The 13,624-nt window shown below is 65.6% G+C and carries 16 protein-coding genes; 2 read left to right on the top strand and 14 right to left on the bottom strand.

The window, feature by feature from the left end; all coding sequences use genetic code 11:
• Positions 1–12 precede the first annotated feature (12 nt).
• From RMN99_RS00270 to RMN99_RS00230, 9 genes are all read right to left on the bottom strand, one after another.
• On the bottom strand, positions 13–402 hold the full coding sequence (locus tag RMN99_RS00270; RefSeq protein ID WP_309621275.1) for a DUF3168 domain-containing protein: 390 nt from the start codon (positions 400–402) through the stop codon (positions 13–15).
• A 6-nt stretch (positions 403–408) separates the two neighbouring features.
• Positions 409–564: a hypothetical protein gene (locus RMN99_RS00265; protein ID WP_309621274.1), complete on the bottom strand. Its 156-nt coding sequence runs from the start codon at positions 562–564 to the stop codon at positions 409–411.
• The gene (locus tag RMN99_RS00260) at positions 561–1,112 is read right to left on the bottom strand and encodes a hypothetical protein (protein WP_309621273.1); all 552 of its coding nucleotides are present in this window, start codon (positions 1,110–1,112) and stop codon (positions 561–563) included. Before RMN99_RS00260 ends, RMN99_RS00265 begins: the two co-directional genes overlap by 4 nt.
• A gap of 130 nt (positions 1,113–1,242) precedes the next feature.
• Positions 1,243–2,379, bottom strand: a complete 1,137-nt coding sequence (locus RMN99_RS00255; protein ID WP_309621272.1) for a phage major capsid protein — start codon at positions 2,377–2,379, stop codon at positions 1,243–1,245.
• A 52-nt stretch (positions 2,380–2,431) separates the two neighbouring features.
• Positions 2,432–2,857 (bottom strand): HK97 family phage prohead protease, encoded by a 426-nt coding sequence (locus tag RMN99_RS00250; protein WP_309621271.1) that lies wholly within the window; start codon positions 2,855–2,857, stop codon positions 2,432–2,434.
• Positions 2,854–3,162: a DUF6127 family protein gene (locus tag RMN99_RS00245; protein ID WP_309621270.1), complete on the bottom strand. Its 309-nt coding sequence runs from the start codon at positions 3,160–3,162 to the stop codon at positions 2,854–2,856. The genes RMN99_RS00250 and RMN99_RS00245 overlap by 4 nt, the downstream gene beginning before the upstream one ends.
• Positions 3,159–4,316: a phage portal protein gene (locus RMN99_RS00240; protein ID WP_309621269.1), complete on the bottom strand. Its 1,158-nt coding sequence runs from the start codon at positions 4,314–4,316 to the stop codon at positions 3,159–3,161. The genes RMN99_RS00245 and RMN99_RS00240 overlap by 4 nt, the downstream gene beginning before the upstream one ends.
• A 49-nt stretch (positions 4,317–4,365) precedes the next feature.
• Positions 4,366–5,706 carry a terminase large subunit domain-containing protein gene (locus RMN99_RS00235; protein ID WP_309621268.1) on the bottom strand — a complete coding sequence of 447 codons (1,341 nt, stop codon included), beginning with the start codon at positions 5,704–5,706 and terminating at the stop codon, positions 4,366–4,368.
• Positions 5,693–6,190 (bottom strand): hypothetical protein, encoded by a 498-nt coding sequence (locus tag RMN99_RS00230; protein WP_309621267.1) that lies wholly within the window; start codon positions 6,188–6,190, stop codon positions 5,693–5,695. Before RMN99_RS00230 ends, RMN99_RS00235 begins: the two co-directional genes overlap by 14 nt.
• A gap of 216 nt (positions 6,191–6,406) precedes the next feature.
• On the opposite strand from RMN99_RS00230, the gene RMN99_RS00225 reads away from it, so the two are divergent.
• Both RMN99_RS00225 and RMN99_RS00220 read left to right on the top strand, forming a co-directional pair.
• Positions 6,407–7,048, top strand: coding sequence for a YqaA family protein (locus RMN99_RS00225; protein WP_309621425.1), 642 nt, complete (start codon positions 6,407–6,409; stop codon positions 7,046–7,048).
• Positions 7,045–7,686, top strand: a complete 642-nt coding sequence (locus RMN99_RS00220; protein WP_309621266.1) for a glutathione S-transferase — start codon at positions 7,045–7,047, stop codon at positions 7,684–7,686. The genes RMN99_RS00225 and RMN99_RS00220 overlap by 4 nt, the downstream gene beginning before the upstream one ends.
• A gap of 3 nt (positions 7,687–7,689) precedes the next feature.
• Here the strand turns inward: RMN99_RS00220 and RMN99_RS00215 are convergent, their stop codons facing one another.
• The 5 genes from RMN99_RS00215 to RMN99_RS00195 all read right to left on the bottom strand — a co-directional run bounded on the left by RMN99_RS00215 (position 7,690) and on the right by RMN99_RS00195 (position 13,619).
• Positions 7,690–9,267 carry a winged helix-turn-helix domain-containing protein gene (locus RMN99_RS00215; protein WP_309621265.1) on the bottom strand — a complete coding sequence of 526 codons (1,578 nt, stop codon included), beginning with the start codon at positions 9,265–9,267 and terminating at the stop codon, positions 7,690–7,692.
• 347 nt (positions 9,268–9,614) lie between these two features.
• A complete protein-coding gene (locus RMN99_RS00210) occupies positions 9,615–11,198 on the bottom strand; it encodes a hypothetical protein (RefSeq protein ID WP_309621264.1) in 1,584 nt (527 codons plus the stop codon).
• Between the two features lie 77 nt (positions 11,199–11,275).
• On the bottom strand, positions 11,276–12,055 hold the full coding sequence (locus tag RMN99_RS00205) for an SDR family oxidoreductase (RefSeq protein WP_309621263.1): 780 nt from the start codon (positions 12,053–12,055) through the stop codon (positions 11,276–11,278).
• Entirely contained in the window at positions 12,043–12,831 is a 789-nt protein-coding gene (locus RMN99_RS00200; protein WP_309621262.1) for a GDSL-type esterase/lipase family protein, read from the bottom strand. Before RMN99_RS00200 ends, RMN99_RS00205 begins: the two co-directional genes overlap by 13 nt.
• Entirely contained in the window at positions 12,828–13,619 is a 792-nt protein-coding gene (locus tag RMN99_RS00195; protein WP_309621424.1) for a GDSL-type esterase/lipase family protein, read from the bottom strand. Before RMN99_RS00195 ends, RMN99_RS00200 begins: the two co-directional genes overlap by 4 nt.
• Positions 13,620–13,624: the final 5 nt, after the last annotated feature.

Here is a 13,624-nt window from a genome sequence, read left to right as displayed (position 1 = left end):
AATTTTGCAGCGTCAGGCGGCAAGCACCCGGAAGCGGTACTCAAGCAGCACCGCGCGGGTGTTGGCGGCGCGTTGTTCGGCGCGGGCCCGCAGGAACTGCGCCGTGACCACCTGGAAGCCCGACTGGGCTTGGGGCAGAGCAGTGACTCGCGCTTCGATCGCCGCGACCAATGCGCCAGCGCTATCGGGCTGATCGCCGCGGCAGTGCAGTTCGAGCGCGATCCGGACCTCTCGGCCCGCCACCTCCTTGGCGCTCCAATCAGCGCTGGCCGAAGCGGCAACCGCCAGCCACGGCAAGGCGGTGCGCGATGGCGCTTCTTCGGCAATCGCATTGAGCTGGCCGGACAGCGCCGGATCGGCGGCCAGCCAGGCCATCAGCGCGGTCCGCAGGGCAATTTCCATCGTTGGCTATCCTTTGGTAAAGCGCGGCCAGACCAGGCTCGCCCGTCGCCATGCGGCCGCGGGATCGCGCGCCGCTAGCTGCGCCTGTTCATAGCGTGCAGCAGCGATGACCTCGGCTGCAGCCCGCAACCTGGCAGCAGCGGAGGCGAACGGATCGCTCATGCCAGCCGCATCCGGCGCCACGGCCGCCACAACGCGGCAACCGCAGCGGGCGGCATTGTGCCTGTTGCGGCATCATCATCGCGTTCGCGATATTGGTGCGCGGCGAAGCGCAGCACGCCGTGGCGCAGGCCATCGGGCAGCGCGGCCCAATCGGCGGCTAACCCGGCGGTGAAGCGCACGGCAACCCGCCCGGCGCTGCCCGGATTGCTGATCCGGACCGATCCGCTGCCATCAGCAGCCAGATCGAACGCATAGCTCGCAACCGGCAGGGCAAAGCGCGCGCCTTCCGCAGGTACGCCCTCGAGCGCGGTGATGGCCTGGACCGGGCGCACCGACAGCACCTGCCAGTCGGTCATCGCGGGAAGCATCTCTTCGCAGACCTGTTGCAGTGGCATCAGACCGGTGAACTGTTCGCACAGTTCCAGCCCGGCGCGCAGCAATGCGCCAAGCTGTGTATCATCGGGCGTGGTGGTGATGCCCAGCCAGTTCTTGAGTTCGGCCAGGGCTGCAGGCGCAAGCACGGCAGGCATGACGATAAGCCGCTTCATCGAGGGGCTCCATGATTTTCCGGAAAAGGGTGCGCCCGCGCCGAGGGGGAAGGCAGCGGCGCGGGCGCGGGGGCCGACCGGGAGGAAGCCGGTCCCGAGATTGTAGTCCGCCTCGCGGCGGAGCAACGCGTTACACCGAGATCTTCAGCACCTTGATCGCATCGCTATCCAGCACCTGCCCGCCGATCCGCTTGGTCGCGTAGAAATTGACGTAAGGCTTGTTGGTGTAGGGATCGCGCAGGATCGAAGTGGTCTTGCGCTCGGCGATCAGATAGCCGTTCTTGAAGTTGCCGAAGGCGATCGGCAGCGTGTTGGCGGCGACATCGGGCATGTCTTCGGCTTCGACCACCGGGTAACCCAGGAGGCGCGCCGGGGCGTTTTCGTAAATGCCCGGCTGCCACAAGAAGGTGCCATCGGCGGCCTTGAACTTGCGCACCGCGGCCAGCGTCTTGCTGTTCATCACGAACACCGCACCCTGGCGGTGGCCCGAGCGCAGGCTGTGGACCAGATCGATCAGCTTGAGTTCCGGAGCGGTATCAAAGCCAGCGGCCGCGCCCGAAACGAGATGCTGCAGCGTTCCGAATGCCCGCGTGGCGTCGGTGGTCAGCGCGGTCGGCTGGGTCAGGAAACCCTTGGGCTGGTTGGTGCCGGTGCCATTGACGAACGCCGAACCTTCGGCTCGGGCGAATTCGTTGGCAATCTCGCCCGCCAGCCATTCTTCGAGGTTGAAGGCGGCATCATCAAGCATCGCCTGGCTGGCAGACGGGTTGGCATAGAGTTCGCCAGAGGGCGGTACGATTTCGTTGAACTTCGAGGTGACGGTTTCGGGCCGCGTCCCGGTTTCGCTGACCCAGCCCGATGCCGCGGTGCTGTTGGTGATCAGCTTGCGGTAACCGGCAGTGCTGGTCTGGACGACCTGCGCGATGGCACGGATCGGGCTGACGGTCTTGAGCTGGGCAGCGATCATTGCATCGATTTCGCGCGGCACGGCATAGCCGCCATCGGCAACAATCCCGCCGGTGACCGACTTCAGTTCGCCGGTGCGGCCCGAACGCAGATAGCCATCGACGAAGCCCTTGAGTTCGGGGCTGGCCATATCCGATCCGGCCAGCGCCGGACGGGCGGCGGCGCGGCTGACCTTTTCGAGCCGCGTTTTCACTTCATCAACATCGCCGCGCAGCGCGCCAAGCGCCTGCTCCGCCGCATCCTGACGCGCGACGATATCAAACGAGGCACCGAGCGCCTCTTCGGGAATTTCATTGTCCATGAGCAATTACCTTTCGCTTTGGGATCCTCCCCGGCACGGGGAGGGGGAGGAACTAGGAAATCAGATGCACCCGCGCGCCGTGCTGCATCGGGTGCGAAACCAGACTGACCTCGAACAGATCGACTTCGGTCAGATCGCGGCCGTCGGCGCCGCGCGAAAAATCGCGTGCGCGGTACCCAAATGACAGTCCGGTAACCTGCCCGCGTTTGAGCGCTGCGGCCGCGCCGCCATCGGGATTGTCGATCGAGGCAATCACCTTGAGCCCGCGTTCGTCTTCGCCAACCTGTTCGATCCAGCCGATCCGCTGATCGGGGCGGTGCTGCCAGAACAGCGGCAGCGGCGCGTCGCGTTCGGCCAGCGTGCGCACAAATGCACCCTTGCGGATCACGTCGCGCCCGGCGTCACGGATGCCAAACAGCGCGGCGTAGCCGGCGAACCGCAGCGTGCTGCCATCGCCCCGGACTTGATCCGGGGTCACTTGAGCAGCCCCATGGCACCGGTGCGAAACGCGATCCCGACCAGCACCAGCGCCAGCGCGGTGCGCACGATCCAGGTCACCACGGCCTTCCACGCGCTGGTCTTGGCATCGCGCCAGGCCTGCAGCAGCTGGCGCAGTTCGGACAGATCAGCATGGGCCGAAGGATCATCCAGCCCCATGCGGGTCAGCACCCGCTCGGCGCCCAGCTCGCTGGCCTCTTCGATGATTGCGCGCAACGTCACCAGATCGGCGCCCTCGTCCTCGGCCTGGGCGACGAGACGGGCAACCATTTCGTCTCTGTTCATTGTTTGTTCCCATCAGCAGCGGGCACCAGCCCCAGCATCGCGCGCTTCTCGGCATCGGACAGAAAGCTTGCGCCGCCGACCTGCGCCCACAGCTTTTCGCGGTCTTCGGCCAGTGCCGGAACCCGGTCGAGATCGATCGCGAGCGCGGCATCCGGAAACCAGGTGGCCAGCCCTTCGGACAGCGCCGACAGGATCTTGCCCGACAGTGGCAGCAGCGTGAGCCGCCACAACGCGCGATTGGCTTCGCGATAATTGGCATAAGTGGCATCGCCGGGCAGCCCCAGCAGCATCGGCGGCACCCCGAAAGCCAGCGCGACATCGCGCGCGGCGGCGGCCTTGAGCTCGGCAAAGTCCATATCGGCCGGCGACAGGCTGAGCGCCTGCCACTTCAGCCCGCCTTCGAGCAGCATCGGCTTTCCGGCATTGATGTGCCCGGCGTAGGCCTCAGCCAGTTCGGCCTTGAGCCGGTCAAACTGATCGGGCGAAAGCCCGCCGCCATCGCCCGGATCATAAACCAGTGCGCCCGATGGCCGCGCCGCGTTTTCCAGCAGCGAGCGGTTCCACAGCGCCGCAGCGTTGTGGGTGGCCACCGCTTCGTTGGCTGCGGCCAGACAGCCCGCGCCATAGTGATCGTCGGCCGGGTGGAATGACTTGAGGTGGATCAGGCCCGGCGAAGCGTCCTCATCGAGCGCCGGCACCTGCAACACCGTCTCGCCAACCTTGTAGGCAAAACCCTGCGGCCAGCCATCGGCCCCGGCCACCACGCTGACCCGCTCGGGCCGCAGTGCAAACAGTTCGACCGGGCGGCCAAGCGCATCCTTCATCACCTGGACATAGGCATTGCCGTGGAGCAGCAGCTGGCTCGCCAGCGTCTCGAGCAGCGATTGCCCCGCACTCGTCGCCGTGACCAGCGCTGCCAGCGCTGGATCGCACGGACCCAGCGGTGCCCCGCCGATCCCCTCGGCCACCAGCCGCACCGCGCGCTGCGCCACCGGATTTTCAAGGTAAGCGCGTTTGACGGCGCGGTTGTAATCATAAGGTGCCTTGGCGCTGCCAAGATCCCCATAAAGCCACGGCGAGGTAAAATTGCGGGCCAAAGGCACGCGCCCGGCCCCGCCCTTGAAGGCGTCGGCCAGCGACTGGAAGAAGGACATCTGAAGCACCTTTTTGGTTAGTCAGTGTAACTAGTAGGAGTGAATTTGGTTATCCCGTCGTGCGAATCTTGGGTGATCCGGCCTTCGCCAGCATCAATTCCGACAGCGCCCAGACCAGCGCATCGGCCCGGTCTGGCGAACGCCCCGGCCCTTCGTATCCGCCGCCCGACAGCAGCCCGCAGAGCTGGTCCTCCAGCTTTGGCAGCAGCCCGACGTGGCGCAGACGGCCCGCCTCATACAGCGCGGCGACCGGTTCGGCGCGGGCGACTTTGCCCTTGGTGGCGTGGACCAGCTTGAGCGGCAGCGAAATCTCGGCGGCGCGCAGGACGCTGGCAACCATATCGCCGCCCTGGTTGGCCTCGGCGATCACGCGGTCGGCGCTCCACGCTTCGGCTACTTGCGCAACCTTGCGGGCCCAGCGTTCCGGGCTGGGTTTTTCGAGGCTGCAATCGGCCAGCACCCGGCCGATCCCGTCTTCGCCCAGCGCGCAAACCACGATCCCGCAGGCATCGCCGCGGTGCGTGGCCGGCGGATCGACCGCAACGACCGTGCGGATCAGGGGGCTGGACGGGGCCGGCTCGCGGCAGGACTCAAGCAAGGCGCGGGTCCACAGCGCGCCTTCGATGTCTTCGAGCAGTTCGCCATCGAGTTCCTGGCGGCCAAGCGCGGTCTTGCCGTAGCTGGTGCGAATATCGCGGAGAAAGCGGGCCGAAAGATTGGCCGTATTGTCCTCGGTGCTGCCCCGGGTAATGGCGATGTCGCCAGCGCGCCCGGCGGTCAGTTTGCGCACCAGCGGCACGGCGCGCGGCGTAGTGGTGGCCAGGCAGCGCGGCAATTCACCCAACCGCAGGCCGAATTGCAGATTATCCCATGCCCGTATTGCGCGGGAATTGGCATTGTCCCACTTGGCCACTTCATCGCACCAGGCATAGCCATGCTGCGGCCCGCGCAGGCTTTCAGGCTCGCCGGCGGAATAGAGCGTCGCTTCCGCGCCGTTGGGCCAGGTGAGCCGCCGAAGTGATGGCTCGAAGGTCGGGCTGCGGCCCGGTGGGCAGATCGCCAGAATTCCGCTTTCTCCTTCCACCATCACGCTGCGGGCCTCGGCCAGCGTTGCGCCGACCAGAGCAATTCGTGCCGCGGGCTCAGCCTCTGCCAGTTCGCGAACCCATTCGGACCCGGCCCGGGTCTTGCCAAATCCGCGTCCAGCGAGGATCAGCCAGGTCCGCCAGTCACTGGCCGGGACGACCTGCGCGTTGCGGGCGTAGATCCGCCAGACATGCCGGAATTCGCGCTGCTCCTGCGGGGTCATCGCGGCCAGTACCGCCATCCGTTCGGGATGGGGTCGCGACAGCAGAAAGCGCAAGCGGCGGTTGAATTCACGCCGGTTCATCGTCGCCTTCCACCGCCCAGACATCTTCACCGGCAGCCAATGCCCGCTGGCGCATCAGATCGAGTTTGGCATTGATCGATTCGACAACTTCGGCGGCGCTCTCGTTATCGCGGATAGCGCGCTGCCGGGCGACGCTGTCCTTGTGAGCCGCAAGCTGGCGCAGCGCCACCGCGTTCTCATAAGTGCGCACACCCACCTTGGCACCGGCGGCGCGCTTGATCTCGCCGGTCCGCAGCCGCATCAGCAGTTCCATTTCCAGATGATCGTATCCTTCGCACAGTGCCTGCTGCCAGGCGCGGTAGAACTCGGGATTGCGGCGGCGGGTTTCGTAAACGGTGGCAACCGGCACCCGCGCCTTTTTGGCCGACGCGGAAATATTCGAAGTCGTCGCCAGTTCGGCCAGGAAAACCTTCGACCACCGGGCAAAGGTCGGCTTGGCAGCAGCAGGCCGCGAACGGCTGCCGGACTTGGTGGCGTCCACCATCGGGCACTCTCCGGGTTAAAGAGGAAGCGCGAAGCCCGGCGAGGCCGTTGCGCCTCGAATCGGTTTGTCGCGATGTTCCGTATTTGTGCCATATGAGCGTTACGAAGTCAAGCATAAAGAACCATATCGGTTCTCTGGCCAGCATCCGATCGGCACTTGCTGCGCGCTTCCGCGCTCTCTAAGCAGGCACGCAACGACGGATTTCGGGGGATGCTGATGCTGCGCAAGCTTTACGACTGGACCATGGCCAAGGCGGTTCATCCGCATGCCGAATGGTGGCTGGCGCTGTTTGCCTTCGTCGAAGCCAGCTTCTTCCCGGTCCCGCCGCACCCGCTGCTGGGCATCATGTGCCTCGCCGAACCGAAAAAAGCGATCCGCTTCGCGCTCATTGCCACGCTGGGCTCGGTCGCTGGCGGCATGCTGGGCTATGCCATCGGGCACTTTCTTTATGATACGGTGGGCGCGCAGCTGCTGGCCTGGCTGGGGCTGACCGAGAGCTTCCCCAAAGCGGCGTGCTATCTCAACAGCTACGGGTTCTGGATCTTCGTGGCCAAGGGCGCGACGCCAATCCCGTTCAAGCTGTTGACTATCACCGCCGGGTTCATCGGGATGGACCTGCTGCGTTTCGTGCTCGGCTCGGTCGTCTCGCGCTCGATCAGCTTCCTGCTGGTGGGCATTCTGTTCCGCCTGTTCGGCGCCCCGATCAAGGCCTTCATCGACAAGTACCTGGGCCTCGCCACCGCGGGGTTCGTGGTGCTGGTGCTGTCAGGCTTTGCCGCGATCACGCTACTGGGCGGTGGCCACAAGGATGGCGGCCACAAATGCGAAAGCGTGTCCAGCGCCGGGGCCCTGCGGTGAGCGCCGCGATCACGCTTTACCACTGCCGCGATGCGCGTTCGTTCCGCGTGCTGTGGGCGCTCGAAGAGCTGGGCCTGCCTTACGATCTTGCGCTGATGCCGTTTCCGCCGCGCGTCACGGTTGAAGGCTACCGCGAGATCAACCCGCTAGGCACCGTCCCGGCCTGCCTGATCGATGGCCAGCTGATGACCGAAAGCGCCGCGATCCCGCATGTGCTCGCCACCCGTTTCGGCCCTTCAGACCTGGCCGTCGCGCCCGGTGAAGCAGCCTATCCCGCCTATATGAATTTCCTTTTCATGGGCGAGGCAACGCTGACGTTCCCGCAGACCATCCACTTGCGTTACACCCGGCTTGAACCACCCGAGCGGCGCCTTGCCCAGGCGGCGGAGGACTATGCCCAGTGGTTCGGATCGCGGCTGCGGGGCGCCGAAGCCATGCTGGAGGGCCACTTTGCCTGCGCCGGGCGCTTCACCATGGCCGACATTTCGCTGGGCTATGCCGTGATGCTGGCGCAGCGGATCGGCTTGGAAGCGCAAGTGACCCCTGGTTTTGCCGCCTATTTTGAGCGGCTCAGCCAGCGCGCAGGATTTGGCCGGGCCAAGGCCGCGCAGCAAAGCGGGGCCGATCTGCCGATCTGATCGTCACGGCGCGTTGGTCACCATCGGCCACAGGTTTTCCAGCGCGCGCTGCATGTCATCGCGCAGCGGCGATCCGGCAAAGAAGCGGCCAATCCGCGCTTTGAGCAGCACCAGGGTAGCGGTCGGTTCCAGTTCGCGCGCGGTGCTCAGGTGGCGCGCGGCGACGTCGCTGCGGCCTTCGTGCTGCTCGATACAGGTCAGCACCAGCAGCGCGATGAACTGTCCGGGATAGAGGCTGAAGGCATCATCAAACGCGGCGCGTGCGCCATCGTGATCCTTGCGCCGCGCGCATGAGATCCCGCGCCAGGCATGGGTGATGTAGTGCAGGTGACTTTCCGGTTCGACCTTCAGAAAATCGCCGAAATGGCCAAGCGCGGCATGTTCGTCGCCCAGCAGCAGGCTGTTCACCCCGGCGGCATAATGGGCCAGGCCGTGGCCGGGGCGCAGCCGGATAGCGCGCTGTGCACGGGGCAGGCCATCGGCAGGGCGGCCGATATAGGCGCTGGCGGTGGCAATCGCCGCCAGCGATCCGGCATGGTCCGGATCAAGCGCAAAGGCACGGTCGATGTGGTTCTGGATCTCGCGCTCACGCTCGCCATCGGGCGGGCTGAGCGAAAAGTAGGCTCCGGCAATTGTCTGGGCATGGATCGCCCGGGCAAAGCCATAATCTGGCGCGATTTCTACCGCGCGCTGGCTTTCGCTGATCGAACGCATCAGCGATTCGGCGTCATATTCACGGATCGCGGCCAGCGCCCGGGCCGTGCATTCCCACGCGGTAAGGTTGGCCGGCTTGCGCAGCGCGCGGTCCATCTCAAGCTTGTAGATGGTTGCGCCAAGCACGGCCGCAACTTCGGTGACAAGATCGCCCTGCAGCGCGGCAAATTCATCAAGGTGGCGCTCAAAGCGCTGCGACCAGACGATCGCGCCGCTGGCCGCTTCGATCAGTTCGGCGGTGACCTGAAGCGATTCACCGGCCTGCCGGACATTGCCGCCAAGGAAATAGCGCACCCCGAGCCGCTGCCCGGTCGCGGGGTAATCGGTGATCGGCTTGATGCGAAAGCGCACGGTTGCAGAGCTGGCGATAACCCTGACGTTGACCCCTTGGGTAAGGGCGTGGACAAGGTCTTCGGCCATGCCCAGCGCGAAGCTCTCGTCCACTGCCAGACCTGACCGGTTGGCAAACGGCAACACCGCCAGGCTTGGCGCATCGCCGCGCACCCCTTCGGCCTTGGCGGACAGATCGACCAGGCTGTAGCCGGCCTTGCTGATCGTATCGATCCGGAACGAGCCGGCCTTGCCCGCCACCTTGCGCAGCCGCTGCACCACGCGCTGGATCGCATCATCACCGACCACCAGTCCGCGCCAGCACGCCGCCAGCAAATCATCCCGGCTGACCACCATGCCATCGGCGCGGTGCAGGGCGATCAACACCTCCATGACCCGCGGTTCAAGCCGTTCGGTTTCACCATCGGCATAGCGCACGGCCCGCATGGCCGGATCGACCGCCAGTTCGCCGAGGGAAAAGGGCGCGGTATCGGCCAGCACGACCGGAGCACGCAGCGGCGCTTCGCCGCGCTGCATGGAGGCCGTTTGATCCGGTTCGGCGGGGTTACTGTCGCGCGGCGTCAAGCAGGCTGCTACCTTGTTCGAACATCAATTGCCACGATCAATCCGGGCCTGTTGAAACCCGAAACGCCTTCGCGACCCGTTGTGCCGGTTGGTATCATCGGAAAATCATCGGGTTGCAACCCTTTCGCAAAAGCATCTGCAATGCCAAAAGGTGTCCACGAACCGCTGGTCAAACAGCGGGAGATTGTTGTTCGTTACGCGACCCAACGGGCAGCAACAGACTCGGCCCCGTGTCAGTTCATTCCATGAGCTGATCACGGGGCCGAATTTATTTGTGCAATCAGAATGATAGCGCGGTGCTACGCGCCGACGATCGTGTCCCTGAGCGCCATGGCAACCGGATCCTTCTGCCGCAGCGTGAGCGATGCGTCGATTTCGCGCAGCGCCCCTGCCTTGTCCCCCGCCGCCAGCAGCGCCGCAGCGAGATCGCGGCGCACCGGGTACCAGAAAGCCGGCGGATCGGAGAATCGCATGAAATCGTCGGTTTCCTCAACCTCGGCGGCCAAGCGAAACGCTTTGGCGGCATCGTCCCAGCGTTTTTCGGCCATGGCCAGCCGGCCAATCAGCACCTGGCGAACGATCACCACCATCTGATCGGCCGGGTTAACCGCAGTGGCGGTCAAATCCGGCACCACGATCGCGTCGATCTCGGCCTTCAGCCCCTTGAGATCACCCAGCCGGGCAAACACTTCGCCGCGGGCATAGTGCCAGGCGGCCTGAAGGTATTCCAGCTTGGGCTTCGGCCGGGCCAGCACCGCAGCCGGATCATCGAACCGGGCAATGGCGAAATAGCCCGCCGCAGCCAGCAGCTGATCGATCGGATGCGCCTCCTCGCGCATTTCTGACCGGTCGACCAGCGGTCGCCCCAGTTCAAGCCCGATTTTGGCATCGCCCGCCATCAGCGCGCCGCCCAGGCCAAAGATCACGTTGTGCGAATGGTAGGGCAGCCCCCAGACCCCTTCGGGTTCGGGCATGCCGAGCCGGATGGCATTCTCCTTGCCGATCTCGACCGCGCGGGCATTGACCGTTGCCGCATCCTGATACCGCCCGACCCAGTAATAGGTGTGGCTGGGCATGTGGATCAGGTGGCTGGCACGCGGCGCCAATGTTCCCAGCTTGTCGGCGTAGGGTTCGGCGCGCGCCGGCACCCCGGCGATCTCGGAGGCGTGGATGTAGAAATGGATCGCCGGGGTATCGTCGGGCGCGCGGGCCAGCACCGTTTCGAGCAGGCCGACCGCTTTCATCGCTTCGGTTTTGTAATTGGCATCGCTCATCGCCTGGATGATCGCATCGGCGGCCAGTACGGCGATGGTATTGTCCTGCGGATATTTCCCGACCAGCTTGACCATGTCGCGGGCAAATTCGGTGTCGCGCTTTTCGATTGTGCTGCCGGGGCGGAAGCGTTTGCGCAGTGGCTTGATCAGATCGCGCTCACGCCGGGTGCCGGTCCGCTTGGCCAGGTCTTCGGCAACGACGAGGTATTTGAACAGCTCAGCCCGTTCGGCCAGATCGGCGCCATAGTTGATCGTCGGCCCCTTGGCATAGGCCAGCCCCCACCAGCACATTGCGCAGGCCGGATCACGCCGCGCGGCCTCTTCCATCGCCAGGATCGACGCCTTGTGGGCAAATGCAGCGGCCAGTTCCATCCCGTTCGAGAAGAACGCCTGCGCCTGCGGTACGCTGGTCGTGATCGCAAAACCGCCGCCGCCATAACCGGACATCAGTTCGGGCCGTTTGGGCGCGGCGGTATCGGAATGATCGTGATGCGGCTGGGCGGCGCCTTGTTCGGGGGCGGGAGTAGCGGCGGACTGGTCCTGCGAGAGCACGGGCACTGCCAGCAGCAAGCCAGCCGCCATGCTCAAAGTCCGGTAATCGATCCGCATGTTCACCCCCGAGATTGATGCCGCCGACCCAACCCAAGACTGAACGCAGACCGCTTTGGTGGCAAGCGCTTCGTCGCTCAGGCCCGCGGCGGCATCGTGTAATTGAGGCCCAGCCGGCCGCCATCGGCGTAAATCGTCTGACCGGTGATGTACGAACTTTCCGCGCTGGCGAGGAACACCGCGATGGCGGCGATCTCTTCCGGTTCGCCGCAGCGGCCCAGCGGCGTGCGCGCCATGATCCGGTCTTCGGCGGCGCGGTCGTTCATGATCCCGCGCAGCATGTCGGTAAGAATCGAGCCGGGACCGATCGCGTTGACCCGGATGCCTTTGGGCGCAAGTGCCAATGCGGTTACATTGGTCAGTTGTTTCAGTGCAGCTTTGGATACTGCATAGGGAATCTGATTGGGGATCGCCAGGACCGCGTTGACCGAGCTCATATTGATCACCGCGCCGCCCCCAGAACTATTGGCACCCATCAGCCGGGCTGCGGCCTGCGTGCCCCACAGCGCAGCCTTGAGGTTGATCGCGAAGACCCGGTCGAAGTCCTCTTCGCTCAGATCGTCGAGGTCGGCAGCGTGGGTTACCCCGGCATTGTTGACCAGCAGGTCGAGCGCGCCCCACCGCTCGGCCGCCCGGACAAAGACCCGTTCGACTTCGGTCTTCTGGGCCAGATCGGCGACAAGGCCCTCGTGCCCCAGTTCCGCTGCGGTATCCGCCAGTCGCCCGGCATCAAGGTCAACCAGCAGCAGTTCTGCCCCTTCAGCCGCGAAGGCCGCGGCGATCGCCTTGCCGATGCCTTGCGCTGCGCCGGTAATAACGGCGCGCTTGCCCGCCAGCCGCGCGCTCAGCGCTGCCACCCTGGCCCGGCGGCGCGGGCGGCCGCTTCGGCCACGGCGGCCAGCGCGACCGGACGCATCACCGCGTAACCGGCGGCATTGGGATGCACCCCATCGGGACCATAGCGATCGGGCAATTCGCCGCCCGCGCCGGCCAGCGCGCCGTAATAGTCGGCATAGACCAGCCCGCGTTCGGCCGCGAAAGCCTTGAGCCAGGCGTTGAGTTCGGCAATCTGCCGGGCCGGGCGCAATGCGGGCTGCCAGGTCATCCGATCGGACGGGGGGACCGATCCCAGCACCATCATGATCCCGTTGGCGGCCGCCAGATCGGCCATGGCACGAATGTTGTCCTTGAAGGCTTGCGGCGATGTCGCCCCGGTGTTGCCGGCAATGTCATTGGTGCCGATCATCAGGTGCACCACGCGCGGGTGCAGGCCCACGACATCGGCCATGAAGCGCAGCACCAGTTGCGGGCTGGTCTGCCCGGATATGCCGCGATTGACCGTGCCGGGCGCGAACATGCCGGGATCGGCATAGCCCCAGCCCTCGGTGATCGAATCGCCAAGGAACACGGTGTCGATGCTCTGGTCCGCCAGCGCGAGATTGGCGGCATGATAGCGGCACAGCCACGCCCAGTCGGCAGCGGGATCATAGAGATCGGCCGGGCGCCCGGCGCAAGGATCATCGAGCATGGCAGTCTCCGGGACGGGCGACGCGGGCGTCTGGCCGGCCTGCGCGGCCAGCGGTGCGGCAGGCACGGCAAGCGCGAGGGCGATCGAGAGCAAGCGCGTGTTCATGGCACAGCCTTGTTGCGCTTTGCCTCAGCTTCGGCAAGCGCCGCGCGCACCACAGGTTCAAGCGCGCGGTAAGCCGCTAGTGTCGGATGAATGCCATCATCGCTGAAACCGGCGCGCTGCGACAGGCCATCGGGGGCGACCAGCACCGCGTTGAAATCGGCCAATACCAGACCGCGCCGCTGGGCAAGGTCCCGCAGGCGGCGGTTGAGCTCTGCCGTCATCGCCTGCGGCGCGAAGCCGGGGCGCACCGCAAAGCGATCGACCGGCGGCAGCGTCGCCAGAATGACCGTGATCCCGTTGGCCTCAGCCAGATCGACCAGCGATTCGATATTGGCGATGAACTGGTCGGGGCCGATCAGCGTGTCTGCGGCGATCAGATCATTGATCCCGCCGGCGATGATGACGGTTCGCGGTTTCAGCGCGATCACATCGGGGCGGAACCGCGCCAGCAGCCGCATCGTCCCCTGCCCGCGAACCCCGCGGCCCACCCAGCTGTCATTGAACAGGCCCGGTTGAAGTTCGCCCCAATCCTGAAAGACTGAGTCACCGAACAGCACCAGCCGCGGCCGCGTGCCAGCGGCGATCAGCCGCGCGTTGTCGGCATGATAGGCGCAGATCGCGCCCCAATCGCCGCCGGGCAGCATCAGCTTGCTATCGGCAACCGCGGCGCAGGGCTGCTCCACCATCGTGAGACCACGCGGCGGGAACAGCAGGCCGCGATGCAGCAGCGCCAGCAAGGCCAGCAGCACGGCTGCCAGCCCGCCGATCCGCCAGCGCGGCCCCAGCATCGCCA

The sequence above is a fragment of the Novosphingobium sp. genome, assembly GCF_031417815.1.
Taxonomy (GTDB): domain Bacteria; phylum Pseudomonadota; class Alphaproteobacteria; order Sphingomonadales; family Sphingomonadaceae; genus Novosphingobium.
The sequence above is the reverse complement of the archived record's forward strand: the minus strand, read 5'-3'. Positions and strand labels throughout refer to the sequence as shown.

What these genes read in the sequence shown, in the direction of transcription:
- RMN99_RS00270 (WP_309621275.1), bottom strand. Translation starts at nt 402, where the DNA reads ATGGAAATTGCCCTGCGGACCGCGCTGATGGCCTGGCTGGCCGCCGAT.
- RMN99_RS00265 (WP_309621274.1), bottom strand. Translation starts at nt 564, where the DNA reads ATGAGCGATCCGTTCGCCTCCGCTGCTGCCAGGTTGCGGGCTGCAGCC.
- RMN99_RS00260 (WP_309621273.1), bottom strand. Translation starts at nt 1,112, where the DNA reads ATGAAGCGGCTTATCGTCATGCCTGCCGTGCTTGCGCCTGCAGCCCTG.
- RMN99_RS00255 (WP_309621272.1), bottom strand. Translation starts at nt 2,379, where the DNA reads ATGGACAATGAAATTCCCGAAGAGGCGCTCGGTGCCTCGTTTGATATC.
- RMN99_RS00245 (WP_309621270.1), bottom strand. Translation starts at nt 3,162, where the DNA reads ATGAACAGAGACGAAATGGTTGCCCGTCTCGTCGCCCAGGCCGAGGAC.
- RMN99_RS00240 (WP_309621269.1), bottom strand. Translation starts at nt 4,316, where the DNA reads ATGTCCTTCTTCCAGTCGCTGGCCGACGCCTTCAAGGGCGGGGCCGGG.
- RMN99_RS00235 (WP_309621268.1), bottom strand. Translation starts at nt 5,706, where the DNA reads ATGAACCGGCGTGAATTCAACCGCCGCTTGCGCTTTCTGCTGTCGCGA.
- RMN99_RS00230 (WP_309621267.1), bottom strand. Translation starts at nt 6,190, where the DNA reads ATGGTGGACGCCACCAAGTCCGGCAGCCGTTCGCGGCCTGCTGCTGCC.
- RMN99_RS00225 (WP_309621425.1), top strand. Translation starts at nt 6,407, where the DNA reads ATGCTGCGCAAGCTTTACGACTGGACCATGGCCAAGGCGGTTCATCCG.
- RMN99_RS00215 (WP_309621265.1), bottom strand. Translation starts at nt 9,267, where the DNA reads ATGCAGCGCGGCGAAGCGCCGCTGCGTGCTCCGGTCGTGCTGGCCGAT.
- RMN99_RS00210 (WP_309621264.1), bottom strand. Translation starts at nt 11,198, where the DNA reads ATGCGGATCGATTACCGGACTTTGAGCATGGCGGCTGGCTTGCTGCTG.
- RMN99_RS00200 (WP_309621262.1), bottom strand. Translation starts at nt 12,831, where the DNA reads ATGAACACGCGCTTGCTCTCGATCGCCCTCGCGCTTGCCGTGCCTGCC.
- RMN99_RS00195 (WP_309621424.1), bottom strand. Translation starts at nt 13,619, where the DNA reads ATGCTGGGGCCGCGCTGGCGGATCGGCGGGCTGGCAGCCGTGCTGCTG.